Source organism: Acidovorax sp. MR-S7, assembly GCF_000400995.2.
GTDB lineage: Bacteria > Pseudomonadota > Gammaproteobacteria > Burkholderiales > Burkholderiaceae_C > MR-S7.
Window position 1 is genome coordinate 198284 of record NZ_DF238908.1, and the last position, 22966, is coordinate 221249.

At 67.7% G+C, this 22966-nt stretch carries 22 protein-coding genes; 13 read left to right on the top strand and 9 right to left on the bottom strand.

Annotated elements, in window-relative coordinates:
- The first annotated feature begins 24 nt into the window (after positions 1–24).
- From AVS7_RS06895 to AVS7_RS06920, 6 genes are all read left to right on the top strand, one after another.
- Positions 25–1545, top strand: a complete 1521-nt coding sequence (locus tag AVS7_RS06895; RefSeq protein WP_034690215.1) for a 3-hydroxyacyl-CoA dehydrogenase — start codon at positions 25–27, stop codon at positions 1543–1545.
- A 1-nt stretch (position 1546) separates the two neighbouring features.
- Positions 1547–2326 (top strand): oxepin-CoA hydrolase, alternative type, encoded by a 780-nt coding sequence (locus tag AVS7_RS06900; RefSeq protein WP_020227701.1) that lies wholly within the window; start codon positions 1547–1549, stop codon positions 2324–2326.
- Between the two features lie 117 nt (positions 2327–2443).
- Entirely contained in the window at positions 2444–3157 is a 714-nt protein-coding gene (locus AVS7_RS06905; protein WP_020227702.1) for a Crp/Fnr family transcriptional regulator, read from the top strand.
- 120 nt (positions 3158–3277) lie between these two features.
- Positions 3278–4360, top strand: coding sequence for a phosphotransferase (locus tag AVS7_RS06910; RefSeq protein ID WP_020227703.1), 1083 nt, complete (start codon positions 3278–3280; stop codon positions 4358–4360).
- A 30-nt stretch (positions 4361–4390) separates the two neighbouring features.
- Positions 4391–5665, top strand: a complete 1275-nt coding sequence (locus AVS7_RS06915) for an acyl-CoA dehydrogenase family protein (RefSeq protein ID WP_020227704.1) — start codon at positions 4391–4393, stop codon at positions 5663–5665.
- 121 nt (positions 5666–5786) lie between these two features.
- Entirely contained in the window at positions 5787–6596 is an 810-nt protein-coding gene (locus AVS7_RS06920; RefSeq protein ID WP_034690177.1) for an IclR family transcriptional regulator, read from the top strand.
- A 57-nt stretch (positions 6597–6653) separates the two neighbouring features.
- Here AVS7_RS06920 and AVS7_RS06925 read toward each other — a convergent pair whose 3' ends face one another.
- The 7 genes from AVS7_RS06925 to AVS7_RS06955 form a co-directional block, all read right to left on the bottom strand.
- Positions 6654–7739 (bottom strand): serine hydrolase, encoded by a 1086-nt coding sequence (locus tag AVS7_RS06925; protein WP_024001067.1) that lies wholly within the window; start codon positions 7737–7739, stop codon positions 6654–6656.
- Between the two features lie 114 nt (positions 7740–7853).
- Positions 7854–9392, bottom strand: a complete 1539-nt coding sequence (locus tag AVS7_RS06930) for a 2-isopropylmalate synthase (RefSeq protein ID WP_020227707.1) — start codon at positions 9390–9392, stop codon at positions 7854–7856.
- An 82-nt stretch (positions 9393–9474) separates the two neighbouring features.
- Positions 9475–11184, bottom strand: a complete 1710-nt coding sequence (leuA, locus tag AVS7_RS06935; RefSeq protein WP_020227708.1) for a 2-isopropylmalate synthase — start codon at positions 11182–11184, stop codon at positions 9475–9477.
- A gap of 187 nt (positions 11185–11371) precedes the next feature.
- Entirely contained in the window at positions 11372–12205 is an 834-nt protein-coding gene (gene pssA, locus AVS7_RS06940) for a CDP-diacylglycerol--serine O-phosphatidyltransferase (protein WP_020227709.1), read from the bottom strand.
- Positions 12206–12381: 176 nt separating this feature from the next.
- Entirely contained in the window at positions 12382–13398 is a 1017-nt protein-coding gene (gene ilvC, locus AVS7_RS06945) for a ketol-acid reductoisomerase (RefSeq protein ID WP_020227710.1), read from the bottom strand.
- 53 nt (positions 13399–13451) lie between these two features.
- Positions 13452–13943, bottom strand: a complete 492-nt coding sequence (ilvN, locus tag AVS7_RS06950) for an acetolactate synthase small subunit (protein WP_020227711.1) — start codon at positions 13941–13943, stop codon at positions 13452–13454.
- A 129-nt stretch (positions 13944–14072) separates the two neighbouring features.
- Positions 14073–15875, bottom strand: a complete 1803-nt coding sequence (locus AVS7_RS06955; RefSeq protein WP_020227712.1) for an acetolactate synthase 3 catalytic subunit — start codon at positions 15873–15875, stop codon at positions 14073–14075.
- 289 nt (positions 15876–16164) lie between these two features.
- Here AVS7_RS06955 and AVS7_RS06960 point away from each other — a divergent pair, with 289 nt between their 5' ends.
- The 6 genes from AVS7_RS06960 to AVS7_RS06985 are packed head-to-tail and all read left to right on the top strand — an operon-like array spanning position 16165 to position 19566.
- Positions 16165–16734 carry an RNA polymerase sigma factor gene (locus AVS7_RS06960; protein ID WP_020227713.1) on the top strand — a complete coding sequence of 190 codons (570 nt, stop codon included), beginning with the start codon at positions 16165–16167 and terminating at the stop codon, positions 16732–16734.
- Positions 16731–17171, top strand: a complete 441-nt coding sequence (locus tag AVS7_RS06965; RefSeq protein ID WP_020227714.1) for a DUF3619 family protein — start codon at positions 16731–16733, stop codon at positions 17169–17171. Before AVS7_RS06960 ends, AVS7_RS06965 begins: the two co-directional genes overlap by 4 nt.
- A 30-nt stretch (positions 17172–17201) precedes the next feature.
- Positions 17202–18032 (top strand): DUF3106 domain-containing protein, encoded by an 831-nt coding sequence (locus AVS7_RS06970; RefSeq protein WP_020227715.1) that lies wholly within the window; start codon positions 17202–17204, stop codon positions 18030–18032.
- A gap of 18 nt (positions 18033–18050) precedes the next feature.
- Positions 18051–18572 carry an RDD family protein gene (locus tag AVS7_RS06975; protein WP_024001069.1) on the top strand — a complete coding sequence of 174 codons (522 nt, stop codon included), beginning with the start codon at positions 18051–18053 and terminating at the stop codon, positions 18570–18572.
- 12 nt (positions 18573–18584) lie between these two features.
- Entirely contained in the window at positions 18585–18980 is a 396-nt protein-coding gene (locus AVS7_RS06980; protein ID WP_020227717.1) for a diacylglycerol kinase, read from the top strand.
- Positions 18973–19566 carry a TIGR00730 family Rossman fold protein gene (locus tag AVS7_RS06985; protein WP_020227718.1) on the top strand — a complete coding sequence of 198 codons (594 nt, stop codon included), beginning with the start codon at positions 18973–18975 and terminating at the stop codon, positions 19564–19566. Before AVS7_RS06980 ends, AVS7_RS06985 begins: the two co-directional genes overlap by 8 nt.
- A gap of 3 nt (positions 19567–19569) precedes the next feature.
- Here the strand turns inward: AVS7_RS06985 and AVS7_RS06990 are convergent, their stop codons facing one another.
- Complete coding sequence (locus tag AVS7_RS06990; RefSeq protein WP_020227719.1) at positions 19570–19908, bottom strand: P-II family nitrogen regulator; 339 nt, start codon at positions 19906–19908, stop codon at positions 19570–19572.
- Positions 19909–19968: 60 nt separating this feature from the next.
- On the bottom strand, positions 19969–21630 hold the full coding sequence (locus tag AVS7_RS06995) for an NAD+ synthase (RefSeq protein WP_020227720.1): 1662 nt from the start codon (positions 21628–21630) through the stop codon (positions 19969–19971).
- Between the two features lie 106 nt (positions 21631–21736).
- Between AVS7_RS06995 and AVS7_RS07000 the strand changes: the two genes are divergently transcribed.
- Complete coding sequence (locus AVS7_RS07000) at positions 21737–22966, top strand: GNAT family N-acetyltransferase (protein WP_034690216.1); 1230 nt, start codon at positions 21737–21739, stop codon at positions 22964–22966.

Here is a 22966-nt window from a genome sequence, read left to right on the forward strand (position 1 = left end):
ATCGCCACAGGGATAATGCCGCGCATGCAACTCGATTTCACACGCATCGGCGTCGTCGGCACGGGCGCCATGGGCCGGGGCATCGCCCAGATCGCGGCCCAGGCCGGCAGCACGGTTTATCTCCACGACAGCCAGCCCGGCGCGGCCGAGGCCGCGCGCGATCACCTCCACCAGCAGTGGCTACGCATGGCGGACAAGGGCCGCATCGACGCGGGGCAGCCCCAGCTCTGGCGCGACAAGCTGGTGCCCGTCGCCTCCCTCGGCGAGCTGGCGCCGTGCACGCTGGTGGTGGAAGCCATCGTCGAGCGGCTGGACGCCAAGCGCGAGCTGCTGCTGCAGCTGGAATCCATCGTCGCACCCGACGCGGTGCTGGCCAGCAACACCTCGTCGCTGTCGATCACGGCGGTGGCCGCAACGCTTGCCCGCCCGGAGCGCGTAGCGGGTTTCCACTTCTTCAATCCCGTGCCGCTGATGAAGGTGGTGGAGGTGGTGGCCGGCCTGCGCACCAGCGCCGCCGTCTGCGAACGTCTGGCCCGCTACGCACGCGCCATGGGCCACACGCCCGTGATGGCGCAGGACACGCCGGGTTTCATCGTCAACCATGCCGGGCGCGGCTACGGCACCGAGGCCCTGCGCATCGTCAGCGAAGGCGTGGCCGATTTCGCCACGGTGGACCGCATCCTGCGCGACCAGGTGGGCTTCAAGCTCGGCCCCTTCGAGCTGCTGGACCTGACGGGGCTGGACGTGTCGCACCCGGTGATGGAATCCATCTACCACCAGTTCTACGACGAGCCGCGCTTTCGCCCTAGCGCCATCGCCGCGCAGCGCCTGGCCGGCGGACTGCTGGGGCGCAAGTCCGGCGAGGGCTTCTACCGCTACGTGGACGGCACGGCCCAGGTGCCGCCCGAGCCCGCGGCCCCGGTGGTGGCCGAGATGCCGCCCGTGTGGGTGTCCACGCGCGCGGCGCGGCGCGCGGAGCTGTACCAGCTGCTCAAGGACCTGGGCGCGCGCATCGAGACCGGCGCCTCCCCCTCGGCCCAAGCGCTCACGCTGGTGGCGCCGCTGGGCTTCGACGTGACCACGGTGGCCGTGGTGGAGCGGCTGGACCCGGCGCGCACCGTGGGCATCGACATGCTCATCGACGACGCCGCCACCCGCCGCCGCGTGCTCGCCACCAACCCCGCCACGCGGGAGGACATGCGCGATGCCGCGCACGCCCTCTTCGCGCGCGACGGCAAGGCCGTGAGCGTGATCTGCGACTCGGGCGGCTTCGTCACGCAGCGCGTGGTGGCCACCATCGTCAACATCGCGTCGGACATCTGCCAGCAGCGCATCTGCACGCCCGCCGACCTGGAGACCGCCGTCACCCTGGGCCTGGGCTACCCGCTCGGCCCGCTGGCGATGGGCGACCGCTGGGGCCCCACCAACGTCCTCGAAGTCCTGTTCAACATGCAGACCGTTTATGGCGACATGCGCTACCGCCCCAGCCCCTGGCTGCGCCGCCGCGGCGCCATCGGCCTCAGTTTGACGCATCCCGAAAGCTGACATGCCCGCCGAACTGCAAAGCACCAGCCAGGGCCAGACCCTGGTCCTCACCATCCACCACCCGGAGATGCGCAACGCGCTCGACCCGGCCATCTACGCCGCCGGCATCGAGGCCTTGAACGTGGCCGAGCGCAGCGCCGACGTGCGCAGCGTGGTGCTCACCGGCGCGGGCGACACCTTCAGCGCGGGCGGCAACCTGCAGCGCTTGCAGGCGCGCCGCCAGCAGGGCGCGCAGGAGCAGGCGCGCGGCGTGGAGGCGCTGCACGACTGGGTGGAGGCCATCCGCACCTTTCCCAAGCCCGTGGTCGCGGCCGTGGAGGGGCATGCGGCGGGCGCGGGCTTCTCGCTGGTGCTGGCCTGCGACCTCGTGGTGGCGGCGCGCAACGCGCTCTTCGCCGTGAGCCACGTCGGCGTGGGTCTCTCGCCCGACGGCGGCGCCACCTGGAGCCTGGGTCGCATGCTGCCGCGCCAGCTCGCGGGCGAGCTGCTGCTGTGCGGCAGCCGCATCGACGCGGCGCGCCTGCAGGCGCTGGGCGTGGTCAACCAGCTGGCCGAGCCCGGCCGCGCGCTGCACGAGGCACTGGCGCTGGCCGAGCGCCTGAACGGGCGCGCGCCCAACGCGCTCGCCAGCATCAAGGAACTGCTGGACGATGCCTCCCGCCACACGTTCACCGAGCAGCTGGCGCACGAGCGCGACCACTTCGTGCGCAACCTGCAGCACGCCAATGCCGGCGAAGGCATCGCGGCCTTCCTGGAAAAGCGCGCGCCGCGCTACCAGTAAATAAAAAAAACGCAGGCGCACTCGCTGCGCCCTGCCCCGCGCGCGACAGCCTCCTGCCGCGCCGCCGGTCCCCCACGCGACAATGGGCCGCAACCGCAGTCACGCAAACGACAGACCATGGACGAGCCGATTCTTACCATCGAAGAACGCGAGGCGATCAATACCGGTCGCTGGTTTTCCTCCCTCTCTCCCTCACTGCGTCACGACATCCTGCGATGCTCCTACGTCAAGCGCTTCAAGGACGGCGCGCTCATTGCGGCGCGCGGCGACCCGCCCGAGGAGTGGATCGCCTGTGCGCGCGGCGCGGTGCGGGTCAGCTCCACGTCGCTGTCGGGCAAGCAGATCACGCTGACCTACGTGGAGCCGGGCATCTGGTTCGGCGACGTGGCGATCTTCGACGGCGACCGGCGCACGCACGATGCCTATGCGCATGGCGACACCACCATCGTCTGCGTGGCGCGGGCGGACTTCCGCAAGATTCTCGCGCAGCACACCGAGCTGTACGAGGCCATGCTGCGCCTGCATGCGAGGCGCATCCGCCAGCTGTTCGGGCTGGTGGAAGACCTCAACACCCTGCCGCTGCGCGCGCGCCTGGCCAAGCAGTTGCTGCACCTGATGCGCAGCTATGGCGTGACCAGCCTGTCCAACGGCGACGAGATCCGCATCAGCCTGCAGCTGGCGCAGGAGGAGTTGGCGCAGCTGCTCGGCGCATCGCGCCAGCGCGTGAACCAGGAGCTCAAGGCCATGGAGCGCGAGGACGTGATCCGCATCGAGCCGGCCGGCCTGGTGGTGCGCGACCGCGCCGCGCTGCTGCGCATCGCCGAGACCTGAGTCTTTCGAAAACCATAGCTGCCAGCGCTTGCCTGGCAAGGGTTTCAGCATCAAAGGTGCCAAAATCCCTTGCCAGGCAAGCGCTGGCAGCTCTTTTTTTGTGACTGGACCCTTGCCCCCATGAGCGACTTCGACCACTTCATCGGCACCCGCCCCGTCTCCGCGCAGCATGCCTTCGACACCGGGGCGCTCGGCGCCTGGCTGGCGCAGCATGTCGAGGGCTTCGCCGGGCCGCTCTCGGTGGAGATGTTCAAGGGCGGGCAGTCGAATCCCACCTACAAGCTGCTTACCCCCGGCGCCAGCTACGTGATGCGCTCCAAGCCTGGGCCGGCCGCCAAGCTGCTGCCCTCGGCCCACGCCATCGAGCGCGAATACGCCGTGATGCGCGGCCTGGCGGGGACGGATGTGCCCGTGCCGCGCATGCTGGCGCTGTGCGAGGACGAATCGGTCATCGGCCGCGCCTTCTACATCATGGAGTTCATGCAGGGCCGCGTGCTGTGGGACCAGTCGCTGCCCGGCATGCAGCCCGCCGAGCGCGCCGCGCACTACGACGAGATGAACCGCGTCATCGCCGCGCTGCACGGCGTCGATTTCGCCGCGCGGGGCCTGGCAGGCTACGGCAAGAGCGGCAACTACTTCGAGCGCCAGATCAGCCGCTGGAGCAAGCAGTACGTGGCCTCCATCACCCAGCCCATTGCCGAGATGGACCGGCTCATGCAGTGGCTGCCCGCCCACATGCCGGCCAGCGCGCGCGACGAGAGCCGCGTGTCCATCGTGCACGGCGATTACCGGCTGGACAACCTCATGTTCCACCCCACCGAGCCGCGCGTGATCGCCGTGCTCGACTGGGAGCTGTCCACGCTGGGCCACCCGCTGGCCGACTTCGCCTACCACTGCATGAGCTGGCACATCCCGACCGCGCTCAGCCGCGGCATCGGCGGGCTGGACCTGGCCGCGCTGGGCATCCCGGCGGAGGACGCCTACATCCGCCGCTACTGCGAGCGCGCGGGCATCGCCGACGTCGATGCGCTGCGCGCCGACTGGAACTTCTACCTCGCCTACAACATGTTCCGCATCGCGGCCATCCTGCAGGGCATCGCCAAGCGCGTGGAGGCCGGCACGGCCGCCAGCGCCCAGGCCAGGGCCGCGGGCGCCACCGCGCGGCCCATGGCCGAGCTGGCCTGGTCCTTCGCGCAACGCTGAGCTTCTTTCCGACCTCTGAAGGGAATCCCCATGGACTTCGACTACTCTCCCAAAACTAAGGAACTGCAGGCCCGGCTGACGCAGTTCATGGACGAGCACATCTACTCCGCCGAGAAGGCCTATGCTCAGGAGATGGGCGCCAACACGGCGGCCGGCAACCGCTGGCAGCCGCTCAAGACCATCGAGAACCTCAAGCCCAAGGCCCAGGCCGCAGGCCTGTGGAACCTGTTCCTGCCGGTGGACACGGCCGAGGCCTCGGGCTACCACGGCGCGGGCCTCACCAACCAGGAATACGCGCCGCTGGCCGAGATCATGGGCCGCGTGCTGTGGGCCAGCGAAGTGTTCAACTGCTCGGCGCCCGACACGGGCAACATGGAAACCATCGCGCGCTACGGCTCCGAGCCCATCAAGGCGCAATGGCTGCGCCCGCTGCTCGACGGCCAGATCCGCTCGGCCTTCGCCATGACCGAGCCCGACGTGGCGTCGAGCGACGCCACCAACATCGCCACACGCATCGAGCGCCAGGGCGACCACTACGTCATCAACGGCCGCAAGTGGTGGACCAGCGGCGCCAACGACCCGCGCTGCAAGGTCTTCATCACCATGGGCAAGACCGATCCCGAGGCGCCCAAGCACTCGCAGCAGAGCATTATCGTGGTGCCGGCCGGCACGCCCGGCATCACCGTGGTGCGCGCGCTCAACGTGTTCGGCTACGACGACGCGCCCCACGGCCATGCCGAGGTCGTCTTCGACAACGTGAAGGTGCCCGTGGAGAACATCCTGCTGGGCGAAGGCCGCGGCTTCGAGATCGCGCAGGGGCGCCTGGGCCCCGGGCGCATCCACCACTGCATGCGCCTGATCGGCCAGGCCGAGCGCGCGCTGGAGCTGATGTGCCGGCGCGCCAGCAGCCGCGTGGCCTTCGGCAAGCCGATCGCCGCGCAGACCGTGACGCAGGAGCGCATCGCCGAGGCGCGCTGCAAGATCGACATGGCGCGCCTGCTCACGCTCAAGGCCGCCTGGATGATGGACACCGTGGGCAACAAGGTGGCCAGGACCGAGATCGCCATGATCAAAGTCGTCGCCCCCAGCATGGCCTGCCAGGTGATCGACTGGGCCATGCAGGTGCACGGCGGCGGCGGCGTGAGCGACGATTTCCCGCTCGCCTACGCCTACGCCAACGCCCGCACGCTGCGCTTCGCCGACGGCCCCGACGAAGTGCACCGCAACGCCATCGCCAAGTGGGAGCTGGGCAAGTACGGCAGCTACGGCCGCGATGCCCATGTGCCCGTGACGCGCGGCGCCTGATTCAAAAATGAGAGCTGCCAGCGCTTGCTGGGCAAGCGCTGGCAGCTCTTTTCATGCGCATTCCACAGCGGACGTTTTCATTACGTAAAATGGCCGGCTTTTGGGAGCCTCTTCCATCGCCATGAAGAAAAGCCATCCGGACATGCCGCCCAAGCCCAGCGTCCAGGTGCTGGAGCGCATGTTCCAGTTGATCGATGTCCTGGCCTCGCGCGAGGAGGCCATCTCGCTGAAGGAAATCAGCGAGAAGACGGGCCTGCACCCGTCCACCGCGCACCGCATCCTCAACGACCTGACCATCGGCCGCTTCGTCGACCGGCCGGAATCGGGCAGCTACCGGCTCGGCATGCGCCTGCTGGAGCTGGGCAACCTCGTCAAGGGACGCCTGTCCGTGCGCGACGCAGCCATGGCCCCGATGCGCCAGCTGCACAAGCTGATCCAGCAACCCGTGAACCTCAGCGTGCGCCAGGGCGACGAGATCGTCTACGTGGAGCGCGCCTACAGCGAACGCTCGGGCATGCAGGTGGTGCGCGCCATCGGCGGCCACGCACCGCTGCACCTCACCTCCACCGGCAAGCTGTTCCTGGCGGCCGACGATCCGCAGCGCGTGCGCGCCTACGCCGCCCGCACCGGCCTGCCGGGGCACACGCGCAACAGCATCACCCAGCTGCCCATCCTGGAACGCGAACTGGGCAAGGCGCGGCAGTACGGCATCGCGCGCGACAACGAGGAGCTGGAGCTGGGCGTGCGCTGCATGGCCGCCGGCGTGTTCGACGACCAGGGCCAGCTCGTGGCCGGCCTGTCCATTTCCGCTCCGGCCGACCGGCTGGACGACGGCTGGCTGCCCAAGCTGCAGGCCACCGCGGGCGAGATCTCGGCCGCCCTGGGCTACACCGCCGGCATGCGCACGGCGCTGCAGGGACCGCTGGCGTAGGCGATAAAAAAGCGCGCGGCCTCGGGCCGCGCGCCTTGCAGGGAAAAAGGCTTTCCGTCAGCCCTTGGGGCCGGCCTCCGCGTGCAGCATGATCCCGTCCATGGGATGCATCTTCTCCACCCAGGAGCGCACCCGCTCCGCATCGCCCAGGCGGCTGAACTTGCCCGCCGAATCCAGGAACACCATGATGAGCTTGCGGCCCGCCACCTGCGCCTGCATCACCAGGCAGCGGCCGGCCTCGGAGATGTAGCCGGTCTTCTGCAGGCCGATGTCCCACGCCGGGCTGCTCACCAAGCGGTTGGTGTTGTTGTACTGCAGCGTGCGGCGGCCCACGGCCACCTCGTAGCTGGGCGACGTGGACAGCTCGCGCAGCAGCGGGTCACTGTGCGCCACATTGACCAGCGTGGCCAGGTCATGGGCGCTGGACTGGTTGCGGCTGGACAGGCCCGTGGGCTCAACATAGCGCGTGTCGGCCATGCCGAGCAGCCGGGCCTTGGCGTTCATGCGCTCCACGAAGGCCGCCAGTCCACCCGGATAGGTGCGGCCCAGCGCATGCGCGGCGCGGTTCTCGCTGGACATCAGGGCCAGGTGCAGCATCTCGCCGCGCGTCAGCGTGGCGCCCACCACGAGGCGCGAGCCGCTGCCCTTCTCGGTGTCCACGTCGTCCTGGGTGATGGTGATGGGCTCGTCCATGGGCAGGTGCGCCTCGGAGATCAGCAGCCCGGTCATGAGCTTGGTGAGCGAGGCGATGGGCAGCACCGCATGGTCGTTCTTGCTGAGCAGCACTTCCTTGGTGTCCTGGTCGATGACCAGCGCCACGCTGGACTTCAGGTCCAGCGGATCGCTCACCTCGTGCAGGCCCGCGAGCTGGCCGAACGACAGCCGCGGCGGCACGGCGGCCACGATGCGCGCGGGCGCCTTGGCGCTGCGGGCGGACACGCGCACCGCCTTGGTGGCCTTCGCGGCGGACTTGCGCGGCACCTTGGCGGCCGAGCGGTGGGTGGTGGCCGAGGCCGCAGTTTTCTTCACCGCCACCTTCTTGCGCTCCGCCGCCTGCGCGCCCGGCAGCGCGAGCGCCAGGCTGACGGCCATGAGGGCCAGGGCATGAAAAAACCGGGCGGCGGCGCGAGGACGGGCGTGCATCAGATGCTCCAGGCGGCAAAAACTGTGTGGCAGTGTACAGAATCAAAAAAAGTCGCGCAAGATCAATATCTTGCGCGACTCTTTTAGAAATTGCCTCAATTATAGGCTGGCAAATCAGCCCTGCGCGGCCACGCGCTCGGCTTTACTTTGTAATTTGTTCAGGGCGCTCAGGTAGGCCTTGGCCGATGCCACGACGATGTCCGGGTCGGCGCCCACGCCGTTGACCACCCGCCCGGCGCTCTGCAGGCGCACCGTGACCTCGCCCTGGCTCTCGGTGGAGCCGCTGATGGCATTGACCGAATACAGCACCATCTCCGCACCGCTCTGCACGTGCGACTCGATCGCCTTGAGGGACGCATCGACCGGGCCGTTGCCGTCCGACTCTCCGCGCACCTCCTTGCCGTCCACGGTGAAGACCACCGTGGCCTGCGGACGCTCGCCGGTCTCGCTGTGCTGCGCCAGCGACACGAAGCCGAACTGCTCCTTCTCGCTGGTCACGCTCTCGTCGCTCACCAAGGCCAGGATGTCCTCGTCGAATATCTCGCTCTTGCGGTCGGCCAGCTCCTTGAACTTGGCGAAGGCGGCGTTGATCTCGCCCTCGCTCTCCAACTCCACGCCCAGCTCCTGCAGGCGCTGCTTGAAGGCGTTGCGCCCCGAGAGCTTGCCCAGCACGATCTTGTTGGCGCTCCAGCCCACGTCCTCCGCGCGCATGATCTCGTAGGTGTCGCGCGCCTTGAGCACGCCGTCCTGGTGGATGCCCGAGGCATGGGCAAACGCGTTGGCGCCCACCACGGCCTTGTTGGGCTGCACGACGAAGCCCGTGGTCTGGCTGACCATGCGGCTGGCGGCCACGATGTGCTGGGTGTCGATGTTGACCTGCAGGCCGAAGTAATCCTTGCGCGTCTTCACGGCCATGACCACCTCTTCCAGCGAGCAGTTGCCCGCGCGCTCGCCCAGGCCGTTGATGGTGCACTCCACCTGGCGCGCGCCGCCGATCTGCACGCCCGCCAGCGAGTTGGCCACGGCCATGCCCAGGTCGTTGTGGCAGTGCACGCTCCACACGGCCTTGTCGCTGTTGGGCACCTTCTCGCGCAGCGTCTTGATGAAGTTGCCGTACAGCTCGGGAATGGCGTAGCCCACCGTGTCGGGAATGTTGATGGTGGTGGCGCCCTCCTTGATGACGGCCTCGCACACGCGGGCCAGGAAGTCGATCTCGCTGCGATAGCCGTCTTCCGCGCTGTACTCGATGTCGCCCGCCAGGTTGCGCGCGAAGCGCACGGCCTGGATGGACTGCTCCAGCACCTGCTCGGGCGTCATGCGCAGCTTCTTTTCCATGTGCAGCGGGCTGGTGGCGATGAAGGTGTGGATGCGCCCGCGGTTGGCCCCCTTGAGCGCCTCGGCGGCACGCGCGATGTCGCGGTCGTTGGCACGTGCCAGCGAGCACACGGTGGAGTCCTTGATCGCGTTGGCGATCGCCTGTATGCATTCGAAGTCGCCGTTGGAGCTGGCGGCGAAGCCGGCCTCGATCACGTCCACCTTCAGGCGCTCCAGCTGCCGCGCGATGCGCAGCTTTTCGTCGCGCGTCATCGAGGCGCCGGGCGATTGCTCGCCGTCGCGCAGGGTGGTGTCGAAAATAATGAGTTGGTCGGTCATCGTGTGTCTCTCCATGAAATGCGGTGGCGGCAATGCGTGGCGTGCCGGGCAACCCGTTAATTTAAGCGACCCGGCCGCCTGTTCAGGCGACGGCCTCCTGCGCGGCGCCTGCGGACTGCATGCGGGCCGCCCGCAGCACGCCCGAGGTCACGGCGCGTATCGCGGCGCTGATGATGTCGTGGTCCATGCCCACGCCGAACACCTGCCGGCCGTCGTCCACGCGCAGCTCCACATAGGCCGCCGCGCGCGCGTCGCCTCCTACGGCCCCGGTGCCGCCGATGGCATGCTCGTGGTAGTCCACCACCCGGATGCTATGCCCCGTGGCCGCACCCAGCGCGTTGACGAAGGCGTCGATGGGCCCGTTGCCCAGCCCGTGCACCGGGCGCACGCGGCCCTGCCAGTCGATGCTGCCGCGCAGTTCCGTCTCCTGCACGCCATGCGCATTGGTGCGCGACGCCAGCTCGCGGTCCTGCAGCGGCGGCGTGGCATCCAGGCCGTATTCGCCGCAGAAGATGCGCCACAGGTCCGCGGCGGCCAGCTCCTTGCCCTCGACGTCCATGGCGCGCTGCACCGCCTGGCTGAATTCGATCTGCAGCCGGCGCGGCAACTGCATGCCGTACTCCGTCTCCAGCAGGTAGGCCATGCCGCCCTTGCCCGACTGGCTGTTGACGCGGATCACCGCCTCGTAGCTACGGCCCAGGTCCTTGGGGTCGATGGGCAGATAGGGAATCTCCCACACGTCATCCGGGCGGCGCGCGGCGAAGCCCTTCTTGATGGCGTCCTGGTGCGAGCCCGAGAACGAGGTGTAGACGAGGTCGCCCGCATAGGGATGGCGCGCCGGCACAGGCAACTGGTTGCAGTGCTCCACCTCGGCGCGGATGGCATCGATGTCCGAGAAATCCAGCTCCGGCGAGACGCCCTGCACGTACATGTTGAGCGCGACGTTGACGATGTCGAGGTTGCCGGTGCGCTCGCCGTTGCCGAACAGGCAGCCTTCCACGCGGTGGGCACCGGCCATCAGCGCCATCTCGGCGGCGGCCGTGCCTGTGCCGCGATCGTTGTGCGGGTGCACGGACAGCACCACCTCGGGCCGGCCTGCGAAGTGCCGCGCCATCCACTCGATCTGGTCGGCGAAGATGTTGGGCGTGGCCGCTTCCACGGTGGTCGGCAAGTTCAGGATGATGGGACGCCCCGGACCCCAGGCGGCGATCGCGGTCTCGCAGGCCTGCAGCGACACGTCGAGCTCGGCCAGGCTGAAGGTCTCGGGCGAATACTGCAGCACCCACTCCGTCTCGGGCCGCGCGTCGGTGAGTTCGCGCACCTGGTGGATGTGGCGCTCCACCAGGGCCATGACCTCGGGCACCTCCATGCCGAACACCACCGTGCGCCACACGGGCGCCACGGCGTTGTAGACGTGCACGATGGCCCGTCGTGCGCCCTGGACGGCATCGACGGTGCGCCCGATCAGTTCCTCGCGCGCCGGCGTCATGACCTGGATGGTCACGTCGTCGGGAATGCGGTCCTCGTCGATGAGCTTGCGCACGAAGTCCCATTCGATCTGGGACGCGGCGGGGAAGCCCACCTCGATTTCCTTGAAGCCGATGCGCACCAGCATCTCGAACATCCGCAGCTTGCGCTGCAGGTCCATGGGCTCGATGAGCGCCTGGTTGCCATCGCGCAGGTCGGTGGACAGCCAGATGGGCGCACGGGTGATCTGCGCGTCGGGCCATGTGCGGTCCTTGAGCCCGATGGGGGCGAAGGCGCGGTACTTGCTGGCGGGGTTCTTCAACATGGTTGCAGGTCTTCCATTCGAGGGGGAGGAACCACCAGCAACTGCATGCAAAAACAAAACGGCCCGTTGCTGGTGCATACGGGCCGATAGGAGTGGAGTTGACGCGTGCGCTACTCTGCCTGCCCGTGGGACATCAGTAGTAGGGCTAGCGACAGGGAATGCATGGCGGCCACTGTAGCACAGATTCTCATTGGTGCAATCCGCGCTCGTCGGGCTCGTCGGTGGATGTGCTGATCACGCTGGCTGGCTTGCCCTTGGCCTTGCGCCAGGCATAGACGACGTAGCCCGACAGGCCGTACATCATGAAGATCCCGAACAGCACGCTGGGCGGATCGATGTTGATCACGGCGATGCCCAGCGCGATGAGCACGATGGCGGCGAAGGGCACGCTCTTCTTCATCTGGATGTCCTTGAAGCTGTAGAACGGCACGTTGGTCACCATCGTCAGGCCGGCGTAGAGCGTGAAGGCGCACATCACCCAGGTGGTCTGCTCCCAGCTCAGCCAGCCGTCGTCGCCCGGGTGCACGCCGGCCTCCGTCATGAGCCAGATGAACCCCGCCACCAGAGCTGCCGCCGCGGGCGAGGGCAGTCCCTGGAAATAGCGCTTGTCCACCACGCCGGTGTTGACGTTGAAGCGTGCCAGCCGCAGCGCCGCGCATGCGCAATAGACGAAGGCCGCGATCCAGCCCCAGCGCCCCAGCCCCTGCAGCGCCCATTCATAGGCGATGAGCGCCGGCGCCGCGCCGAATGACACCATGTCCGACAGCGAATCCATCTGCTCGCCGAACGCGCTTTGGGTGTTGGTCATGCGCGCCACGCGGCCATCAAGGCTGTCGAGCACCATGGCGCAAAACACGCCCACCGCCGCCAGGTCGAAGCGGCCGTTCATGGCCATGACGATCGCATAGAAGCCGCCGAACAGCGCGGCCAATGTGAACAGGTTGGGCAGGATGTAGATGCCCTTGCGGCGCTTGCGCACCATGATGCCCTGGCCTTCGGCAGAGTCATTGCCGTCATGCATTCAATCGACCTCCAGTGCCCATCGCACATGCGCGAGCAGCTATATTTTTAATACTGATCCAATCCGCACTACCGCTGCGGAAAAGGAGGCAGTGTAGCCGCAGCGCCGCACGCGAAAAAGGCCACCGAAGTGGCCTTTTCCCAGGAGTGCGTGCGGCGCATGGGGCCGCAGCCGCATCAGTTGCGCGTCTGGTCCACCAGCTTGTTCTTGGCGATCCAGGGCATCATGGCGCGCAGCTTGCCGCCCACCACTTCGATGCTGTGGTCGGCCGTGTTGCGGCGGCGGGCCGTCATGCTGGGGTAGCCGGTGCGGCCTTCCAGGATGAACATCTTGGCGTAGTCGCCGTTCTGGATGCGCTTGAGGGCGTTGCGCATGGCGGCGCGCGACTGCTCGTTGATGACCTCGGGACCGGTCACGTACTCGCCGTACTCGGCGTTGTTCGAGATCGAGTAGTTCATGTTGGCGATGCCGCCTTCGTAGATCAGGTCCACGATGAGCTTGAGCTCGTGCAGGCATTCGAAGTAGGCCATCTCGGGAGCGTAGCCGGCTTCGACCAAGGTCTCGTAGCCCATCTTGATCAGCTCGACCGCACCGCCGCACAGCACAGCCTGCTCGCCGAACAGGTCGGTCTCGGTCTCTTCCTTGAAGTTGGTCTCGATGATGCCGGCCTTGCCGCCGCCGTTGGCCATGGCGTAGGACAGGGCCAGGTCGCGCGCCTTGCCGCTCTTGTCCTGGTGCACGGCCACGAGGTGGGGCACGCCACCGCCCTGCGTGTAGGTGGAGCGCACGGTGTGGCCGGGGGCCTTGGGAGCGACCATCCACACGTCGAGGTCGGCACGCGGCACGACCTGGTTGTAGTGCACGTTGAAGCCGTGGGCGAAGGCGAGCGACGCGCCCTGCTTGATGTTCGGCGCCACGTTGTTGTTGTAGACCTCGGCGATCTGCTCGTCGGGCAGCAGGATCATGACCACGTCGGCTTCCTTGACCGCGTCGTTCACTTCCTTGACCGTCAGGCCGGCCTTGCCGACCTTGTCCCAGCTCGCGCCACCCTTGCGCAGGCCGACCACGACCTTCACGCCGCTGTCGTTGAGGTTCTGTGCGTGTGCGTGGCCCTGCGAGCCGTAGCCGATGATGGCAACGGTCTTGCCCTTGATCAGGCTCAGGTCACAGTCTTTGTCGTAGAAAACTTTCATGGTCGCTCCGGTTGAAATTCTGTTGAGGGGGGAAGGGAAAAGCGGGAATTGTCCTACACGCGCAGGATGCGCTCGCCGCGGCCGATGCCGCTGGCGCCCGTGCGCACGGTTTCGAGGATGGCGGTGCGGTCGATGGCCTGCAGGAAGGCGTCGTTCTTGGCCTGGTCGCCCGTGAGTTCGATGGTGTAGCTCTTTTCGGTCACGTCGATGATGCGGCCGCGGAAGATGTCGGCCATGCGCTTCATCTCCTCGCGCTCCTTGCCGACGGCGCGCACCTTGACCATCATGAGCTCGCGCTCGGTGTAGGCCCCCTCGGTCAGGTCGACCACCTTCACGACCTCGATGAGGCGGTTCAGGTGCTTGGTGATCTGCTCGATCACGTCGTCCGAGCCCGTGGTCTGGATGGTCATGCGCGAGAGCGATGCATCCTCCGTGGGAGCCACGGTGAGCGATTCGATGTTGTAGCCGCGGGCCGAGAACAGGCCCACCACGCGGGAAAGAGCGCCAGGCTCGTTTTCGAGCAGGACGGCGATGATGTGTTTCATGGTGATGCGATTCCTCTTTTCGCTGCCCTCCCCTGGCGCCGGTAAGCGCCAGGCTTGGCAGGCAATAGATTCGTCAAGAAAGATAGCTGCCAGCGCTTGGCTGGCAAGCGCTGGAGGCCGTTTTGATGCTTAAAGGTCTTCCGACCCCAGCAGCATTTCGGTGATGCCCTTGCCGGCCTGCACCATCGGGAACACGTTCTCGGTGGGGTCGGTGCGGAAGTCCATGAACACCGTGCGGTCCTTGAGCTTGCGGGCTTCGCGCAGCGCGGGCTCCACGTCCTGCGGGCGCTCGATGAGCATGCCCACATGGCCATAGGCCTCGGCCAGCTTCACGAAGTTGGGCAGCGCATCCATGTAGCTATGGCTGTAGCGGCCGGAGTACTCGATCTCCTGCCACTGGCGCACCATGCCCAGGTAGCGGTTGTTCAGCGAGCAGATCTTGATCGGCGTGTTGTACTGCAGGCAGGTGGACAGCTCCTGGATGTTCATCTGCACCGAGCCTTCGCCGGTGATGCAGAACACCTCGGACTGCGGCTTGGCCAGCTTGATGCCCATGGCGTAGGGAATGCCCACACCCATGGTGCCCAGGCCGCCGGAGTTGATCCAGCGGCGCGGCTCGTCGAAGCGGTAGAACTGCGCGGCCCACATCTGGTGCTGGCCCACGTCGGAGGTGACGTAGGTGTCCGCGTCCTTGGTCATGTTCCACAGCGTCTCGACCACGTACTGCGGCTTGATGACCTCCTGGTTGCCGCGGTCGTACTTCAGGCAGTCGCGGCTGCGCCAGGTTTCGATCTGGTCCCACCAGGCGCCGAGCGCCTTGGCATCGGGACGGGTGCTCGCCTCGCGGATCATGGAAATCAGCTCGGTCAGCACTTCCTTGACATCGCCCACGATGGGAATGTCCACCTTCACGCGCTTGGAGATGGAGGACGGGTCGATGTCGATGTGGATGATCTTGCGGTCGTTCTGCGCGAAGTGCTTGGGGTTGCCGATCACGCGGTCGTCGAAGCGCGCGCCCACGGCCAGCAGCACGTCGCAGTTCTGCATGGCGTTGTTGGCTTCGATCGTGCCGTGCATGCCCAGCATGCCGAGGAACTTGCGGTCGCTGGCCGGATAGGCGCCCAGGCCCATCAGCGTGTGCGTGACCGGATAGCCCAGCATGTCCACGAGCGTGCGCAGTTCGTTGCAGGCATTGCCCAGCAGCACGCCGCCGCCCGTGTAGATGTAGGGGCGCTTGGCGGCCAGCAGCAACTGCAGCGCCTTGCGGATCTGCCCGCCATGGCCCTTCTTGACCGGGTTGTACGAGCGCATCTCCACGCTCTGGGGATAGCCCTGGTAAGCCGTCTTCTTGAACGAGACGTCCTTGGGAATATCGACCACCACCGGGCCGGGGCGGCCGGTGCGCGCGACGTGGAATGCCTTCTTGAGCGTCACCGCCAGGTCGCGCACGTCCTTGACCAGGAAATTGTGCTTGACGATGGGGCGCGTGATGCCCACGGTATCGCACTCCTGGAAGGCGTCCAGCCCGATCGCGGGCGTGGGCACCTGGCCGGAGATGATGACCATGGGGATGGAGTCCATGTAGGCGGTGGCGATGCCCGTCACCGCATTGGTCAGGCCGGGGCCGGAGGTGACCAGCGCGACGCCCACCTCGCCCGTGGCACGGGCGTAGCCATCGGCAGCATGCACGGCCGCCTGCTCATGGCGCACCAGCACGTGCTGCATGGTGTCCTGCTTGTACAGGGCGTCGTAAATGTAGAGCACCGCGCCGCCGGGGTAGCCCCAGATGTACTGCACGTTCTCGGCCTGCAGGGCCTTGACGAGGATTTCGGCGCCCATCAGCTCCTGGGAGCCGGTTGCGGGGGGGGAGGCGGAAGCGTTGCCGCTGGAGGCGGCGGCCGCCGAAGCGAGTTCGGCCTTGGAGATTTCCATGATCAACCTTTGCGAATTTCTCTAACGAAAAACCTTGGGTGCTCCTCGCGCCAGCTCTTGTGAAGCCGCCTTGGAACTTGAGGCCTCGGCCATGGGCGACATGCGTACTGCGCCGGACCGGGACCCGTTTGCCTTTTTGAATTGCAGCGGCGATTATCGCACTGCGCGCCGCACCTGGCGTGCGCCTTGCGCAAATTTTTCCGGTGCGATGCCATAATCGCCCGTTTCCAAGCCTGCGCCGCGCGCGCTTCGCGCCGCCCCTGCCAGCCCTCCGCGGTTTTTTCGTCTTTTGGCCACCGAACAAGAGCTGTCCGATTTCCTCAAGAGCGTCGACAAGCGTGCCTTCAAGCGCACGCTCTACCACGTGCGCAACGAGGAGTCGGCCCTGGACATCGTGCAGGACAGCATGCTCAAGCTGGCCGAACACTACGGCGACAAGCCCCTGGCCGAGCTGCCGATGCTTTTTCAGCGCATCCTGACGAACTGCACGCTGGACTGGTTCCGCCGCCAGAAGACCCGCAACGCGCTCTTCTCGAGCATGAGCGACTTCGAGGGGCCGGGAGACGATGGCCAGGATTTCGACTTTCTCGAGGCCTACCAGTCCCCGGCGGAAGGCGAGCTGGCGCAGAGCGCGGAAGACACCGTACGCCGGGCACAGGTCCTGCGCGACATCGAGGCGGAGATCCAGGAATTACCCGCCCGTCAACGCGAAGCATTTTTGATGCGTTACTGGGAGGAAATGGACGTGGCAGAAACAGCAGCCGCCATGGGTTGCTCCGAAGGCAGTGTCAAGACACACTGCTTCCGTGCCGTCCAAACCCTCAGCAAGGCACTGAAGGCCAAAGGAATCGTGCTATGAACAGCCCCTCTCAAACCGCCGTGGATGCGTATGCACTGCGCGTGACCGCGCGCCTCACGCATGCCACCGAGGAGTTGCCCTACGACATCACCGAACGCCTGCGCGCGGCCCGCATGCAGGCACTGGACAAGCGCAAGAAGCCCATGGCACAGGCCGTGTGCCGTGCAGAAACCGCGACGGTGCTCGTGGGCGCCGGCGGGGCTGCCGTCCTCGGCCGGGGCGGCGACGAGGGCAACTGGTGGCGCGCGCTGGTTTCGGCCGTGCCGGTGGCGGCGCTGCTCGTCGGCCTGTTCTTCGTCAACATGGCCCAGGACCAGACCGTCGCCGCCGAGATCGCCGAGGTCGACGCCGCCCTGCTGACCGACGACCTGCCGCCTTCCGCCTACGCCGACCCCGGCTTCCTGCAATTCATCAAGACCTCCAGCCCGGGCCAATAACCCCATGGGCCCGGGCCCATCCACCGCCTGATGCACGCATCGCACCACCGCCACCTCTCCCCTTCCCGCCAATGGCCAGTCTTCGTGCTGGCTTTTGTCTTGCTGGGCCTCCTGGCGGCGGCCGGCTGGTGGATGGCAGGCTACGTGCGCATGGCCCCCAGCACCCCCGTGCCGGCCGAGGCCCTGGGCGGCAAGCACAAGACCCACAGCGTGCTGCTGCCGCCCCAGGTACAGGCCGGCCCCGACTGGAGCGAACTGAACACGCCGCAGAAGGAAGCCCTGTACCCGCTGGCCAACCGCTGGGCCTTCCTCAGCGAGGCGCAAAAGCGCAACTGGCTCAAGCTCGCAGCCGGCTTCCACGCCCTGTCCCCCGAGGAGCAGTCCAAGATGCTGGCCCGCATCACCGACTGGGCCAGCCTGAGCGTCCAGCAGCGCAGCCAGGCCCGGCTGAACTATGCGGCGGCCAACAAGCTGGCACCCGACAGCAAACGCGCCCAGTGGGAGGCCTACCAAGCCCTGAGCGAAGAAGAGAAAAAGCGCTTGGCCGCCAAGGCCGCTCCTAAGCCCTCGGGCGCCGCCACAGCCGTGCGGCCTGTGTCGCCCAAGAAGCTCGCCCGCGTGCCTGCGGCCACCAATGCCGCCCCGGCCGCCCCCAACCCGCCAAAGATCCTGCCGCCCGCGGAATTCCATTCGCCCCAGGCCCTGCCGGTGACGCCGCCGCCTCCGCCGGTTGTGGTAGAAACCGCACCCGTCGCGACGCCGTCGGCCGTTCCGGTGCCCCTGCCCCCGATGCTCCCCGCTTCCGAAGCGGAGCCGGCAACGCCTCCTTCCGACCACGCGCCCCTGTACAGCCCGTCCTAGCCGATCGCCCTTTTTTGCATGCAATCTCCCAGCCCGACCACCACTGTGGCCCCCGCGCTCTGGCGCCGCATGGCCTGCTGGTTCTACGAAGGCATGCTGATGTTTGGGCTGGTGTTCATCGCCGGCTACCTGTTCGACACGCTCAGCCAGTCGCGCCACGCCCTCGCCAACCGGCCCCTGCGGATGGCGTTCCTGTTCGTGGTCTTCGGCATCTATTTCGGCTGGTTCTGGTCGCGCGGCCAGACCCTGGCGCAGAAGACCTGGCATATCCGCGTGGTGGACACCGCCGGCCAGCCCGTCACCCAGGCCCGCGCCTGCCTGCGCTACATGCTGTGCTGGCTGTGGTTCCTGCCGCCGCTGGCGGCCTACGCGCTGGGCGTGCCCGCCCTGACCACCCTGCTGCTGCTGGCCCTGTGGGTGGTGCTCTGGGCCCTGCTGAGCCGCCTCCACCCCGAGCGCCAGTTCTGGCACGATGCGCTGGCGCGCACGCGGCTGGTGCACCATCAACCGCCGCCCCGCGCCCACCAGGGGCGCCGATAGGCCCGCCACGCCATGTCCGACACCCCTTCCGTCCACCCCCACAAGCGCCGCACCGGGCTGAACCGCCTGTGGCACGCTGCGGGCTATTCGCTGCAGGGCCTGCGCGCGGGCTGGGGCGAGAAGGCCTTCCGCCAGGAAGCCTGCCTGGCCATCGTGCTGCTTCCGGTCTCCTTGTGGGTGGGCCGCAGCTGGGTGGAAGCCGCGCTGCTGGCCGCCGCCGTGGTGCTGGTCCTGGTCACGGAACTGCTCAACTCGGGCATCGAGGCGGCCATCGACCGCATCGGCCCCGAACTGCACGACCTGTCCAAGCGCGCCAAGGACATGGGCAGCGCCGCGGTGCTGCTCAGCCTTCTGCTGTGCGCCGGCATCTGGGCGGCAGCGCTCTACCAAAGGTTTGCCCATGGCTGATCCCGCCTTCTCCGTCTGCGTCTACCTGGGCTCGCGCCCCGGCGACAACCCTCTCTTCACCGAAACGGCCACGGCCGTCGGCCGCTGGATCGGCCAGCACGGCGGGCAACTGGTCTATGGGGGCGGGCGCAGCGGCCTCATGGGCACCGTGGCCGAGGCCACCCGCCTGGCGGGCGGGCGGGTGGTGGGCGTGATTCCCCAGGCCCTGGTGGACAAGGAACTGGCCAACCACCAGTGCGACGAACTGCACATCGTCACGACCATGCACGAGCGCAAGGCCATGATGGCCGAGCGCAGCGACGCCTTCCTGGCGCTGCCCGGCGGCATCGGCACGCTGGAGGAGCTGTTCGAGGTCTGGACATGGCGCCAGCTCGGCTACCACGACAAGCCCATCGGGCTGCTGGACGTGGACGGCTACTACGCCCACATGCTGCGTTTCCTGGAGCAGGCGGTGGCGAACGGCTTCATGGGTGAATGGCAGATGGGCCTGGTGCGCACCGGCACCGAGGTCGATGCCCTGCTCTCCTCCCTGGTGCAGGACGCGGGCCTCAACGCCCAGGCGATCCCGCTGCGCAGCGTGATCTAGAAATCAGACTGCCGCGTCGTCCAGGTCACCGGTGCGGATGCGCACCACGCGCTGCACGGCGGTGACGAAGATCTTGCCGTCGCCGATCTTGCCGGTGCGTGCGGCGCCCACGATGGCGTCCACGCAGCGGTCCACGTCCTCGCCGCGCACCACCACCTCGATCTTCACCTTGGGCAGGAAGTCCACCACGTACTCGGCTCCCCGGTAGAGCTCGGTGTGGCCCTTCTGGCGCCCGAAGCCCTTCACCTCCGTCACCGTCAGCCCCGTCACGCCGCACTCGGCCAATGCCTCGCGGACTTCCTCGAGTTTGAAGGGCTTGATGACGGCGGTGATCATTTGCATGGCGGAAACTCCTGGTGGCTGTGCGGTGGATGCGGAACGGGCACGGGCGGGGGCGCCCGGTCAGGCCCGGAAGCGGTTCGTGATGGGGTAGCGCCAGTCCTTGCCGAAGCTGCGGCGGGTGACGCGCACTCCCACGGCGGCCTGGCGGCGCTTGTATTCGTTGATCTTGATGAGGCGGGTGACACGCTCCACGTCGGCCCGGTCGAAACCTGCGCGGACGATGTCTTCGATGGGAGCGTCATTTTCCATGTAACGCTCGATGATGGCATCGAGCACCTCATAAGGCGGCAGGCTGTCCTGGTCTTTCTGGTCCTCGCGCAGTTCGGCGCTGGGCGGGCGCGTGATGATGCGCTCGGGGATCGGGTCGGCCCCCGTGCCGTAGGGATCGTGCGCGTTGCGCCAGCGCGCGAGCGCGAAGACGCGCGTCTTGAGCACGTCCTTGATGACCGCGAAGCCACCGGCCATGTCGCCGTACAGCGTGCAGTAGCCCGTCGCCATCTCGCTCTTGTTGCCGGTGGTGAGCACCACGGCGCCGAACTTGTTGGACAGCGCCATGAGGAGCGTGCCGCGGATGCGCGCCTGCAGGTTCTCCTCCGTCGTGTCCTCGGGCAGGCCGGCGAACTGCGGCTCCAGCGCGGCCTTGAACGCCTCGAACTGCGGGGCGATGGCGATCTCGTCGTAGCGCACGCCCAGGCGGGCGGCCATGTCGCGCGCGTCGATCCAGCTGATGTCGGCCGTGTAGGGCGAAGGCATCATCACCGTGCGCACCTTGTCCGCGCCCAGCGCGTCCACCGCGACCGCCAGCACCAGCGCCGAGTCGATGCCGCCCGACAGCCCCAGCAGCACGCCCGGGAAGCCGTTCTTGCCCACGTAGTCGCGCACGCCCAGCACCAGCGCGTGCCACAGCTCGGCGTCCGCGTCATCGTGGGGCAACACTTTCGCTTCTATTTTGATAGCTGCTTGCGCTTGCTGTACAAGCGCCAGGGCCATATTTTCCTTGAAACCCGGGGCGCGCAGCGCCACCGCGCCGTCCGCCTGCAGGGCAAAGGAGCGGCCCTCGAACACCACCTCGTCCTGCCCGCCCACCAGGTGGGCGTAGAACAGCGGCAGGCCGGTCTCGCGCACACGCTCGCGCATCACCTCCTCGCGCTCGCGCGCCTTGCCCATGTGGTAGGGCGAGGCGTTGATCGTCAGCAGCATCTGCGCGCCCGCGTCGGCGGCGCGGCGGGCGGGGCCGGGGAACCAAGCGTCCTCGCAGATCAAGAGGCCCATGCGCACGCCCTCGACCTCGAAGACGCAGGTGTCCTGGCCGCGCACGAAATAGCGCTGCTCATCGAAGACCTCGTAGTTGGGCAGTTCCTGCTTGGCATAGGTGCACTCCACGCGCCCGCCGCGCAGCACGCTGGCGGCGTTGTGGACGCGCCCGTGCCCGCCTGCATTGGCCCCCATGGCCCGCTGCGGATGGCCGACCACCACCGCCAGCCCCGGCCACTGCGCGGTGGCCTGCGCCACCTCGGCCAGCGCCTGCTCGCAGGCCGCCAGGAAGGCCGGGCGCAGGTACAGGTCTTCGGCCGCGTAGCCGCACAGCGCCAGCTCCGGCGTGAGCAGCAGGCGCGCGCCGGCGGCATGGGCCTCGCGCGCGGCGCCGATGATTCGCTGGGCATTGCCCGGCACGTCGCCCACCACGAAGTTGAGCTGGGCGATGCTGATGACGAATGGCATAGGGAGGGAGGGAAAGGAGTCGAGGGAATTATGTCATTCGTACCTCCGCCTCCCATGCGAAAGCCGCGCCTGTGGCAGGATGGCCGGGCGCAGCCGCTCCTATCGCATGCACTCCTCTGCCCCTCTCACCGCCTCCTACGACCTGCGCGTGTCCGACGCCCTGCCCGCCGCGGACGCCGCCGCGTGGGACGCGCTACTGCAAGCCCAGTCCCAGCCCACGCCCTTCATGCGCCACGCCTATCTCGCGGCGCTGCAGGCCAGCGGCAGCGCCGTGCCCGCCACGGGCTGGACGCCGCTGTGGTTCACCCTCTGGCAGGGCGGTGCGCTGCATGCCGCCTGCGTGTTCTACCTCAAGCCCCACTCGCGGGGCGAATACGTCTTCGACTGGGCCTGGGCCGACGCCTATGCGCGCCACGGCCTGCCCTACTACCCCAAGGCCGTGGTGGCCGTGCCTTTCACCCCCGTGCCGGGCACGCGCCTGCTGGCGCGCGACGCAGCGGCACGCCTGGCGCTGCTGCGCACCCTGGTGGACTGGTGCGACGCCCAGGCGCTGTCGTCGCTGCACCTGCTGTTCACCGCACCCGAGGACGTGCAGGCCGCGCGCGAGGCCGGGCTGATGCTGCGCCACGGCGTGCAATTCCACTGGAACAACGCCGCACCGCCATCCGCCGGCACGGCGGAGCGGCCCTTGCGCGACTTCGACGATTTCCTCGCCACCCTTTCGCACGGCAAGCGCAAGAAGATCCGCCAGGAACGCCGCCGCGTGGCGGACGCCGGCGTGCATTTCCGCGTGCTGCGCGGCGCCGAGATCACGGCGCGCGACTGGGACTTCTTCTACCGCTGCTACGAGCGCACCTACGCCGAGCACGGCAACCCGCCCTACCTCACGCGCGACTTCTTCACCCGCATGGCCGCCCACATGCCCGAGGCATGGGTGCTGTTCGTGGCCGAGCGCGGCGGGCGCCCCATTGCTAGCAGCTTGATAGCTGTCAGCGCTTGTCCCGTAAGCGCTGCAGGCTCAAAACACCCTCAACCTCTGGTGGCCTATGGCCGGTACTGGGGCGCGCTGGAACGCGTGGATTGCCTGCATTTCGAGGCCTGCTACTACCAGCCCCTGGCGTGGTGCATCGCCCACGGCGTGCAGCGCTTCGAGGGCGGTGCCCAGGGCGAGCACAAGATGGCCCGCGCCCTGCTGCCGGTGCAGACCACCAGCGCGCACTGGCTGGCACATCCGGCCTTCGCCGAAGCCGTGGACCGTTTCCTGGAGCGCGAGAGCGAGGGCGTCGCGCACTACCTCGACGAACTGCACACGCGCAGCCCGTTCAGGCAGGGCTGA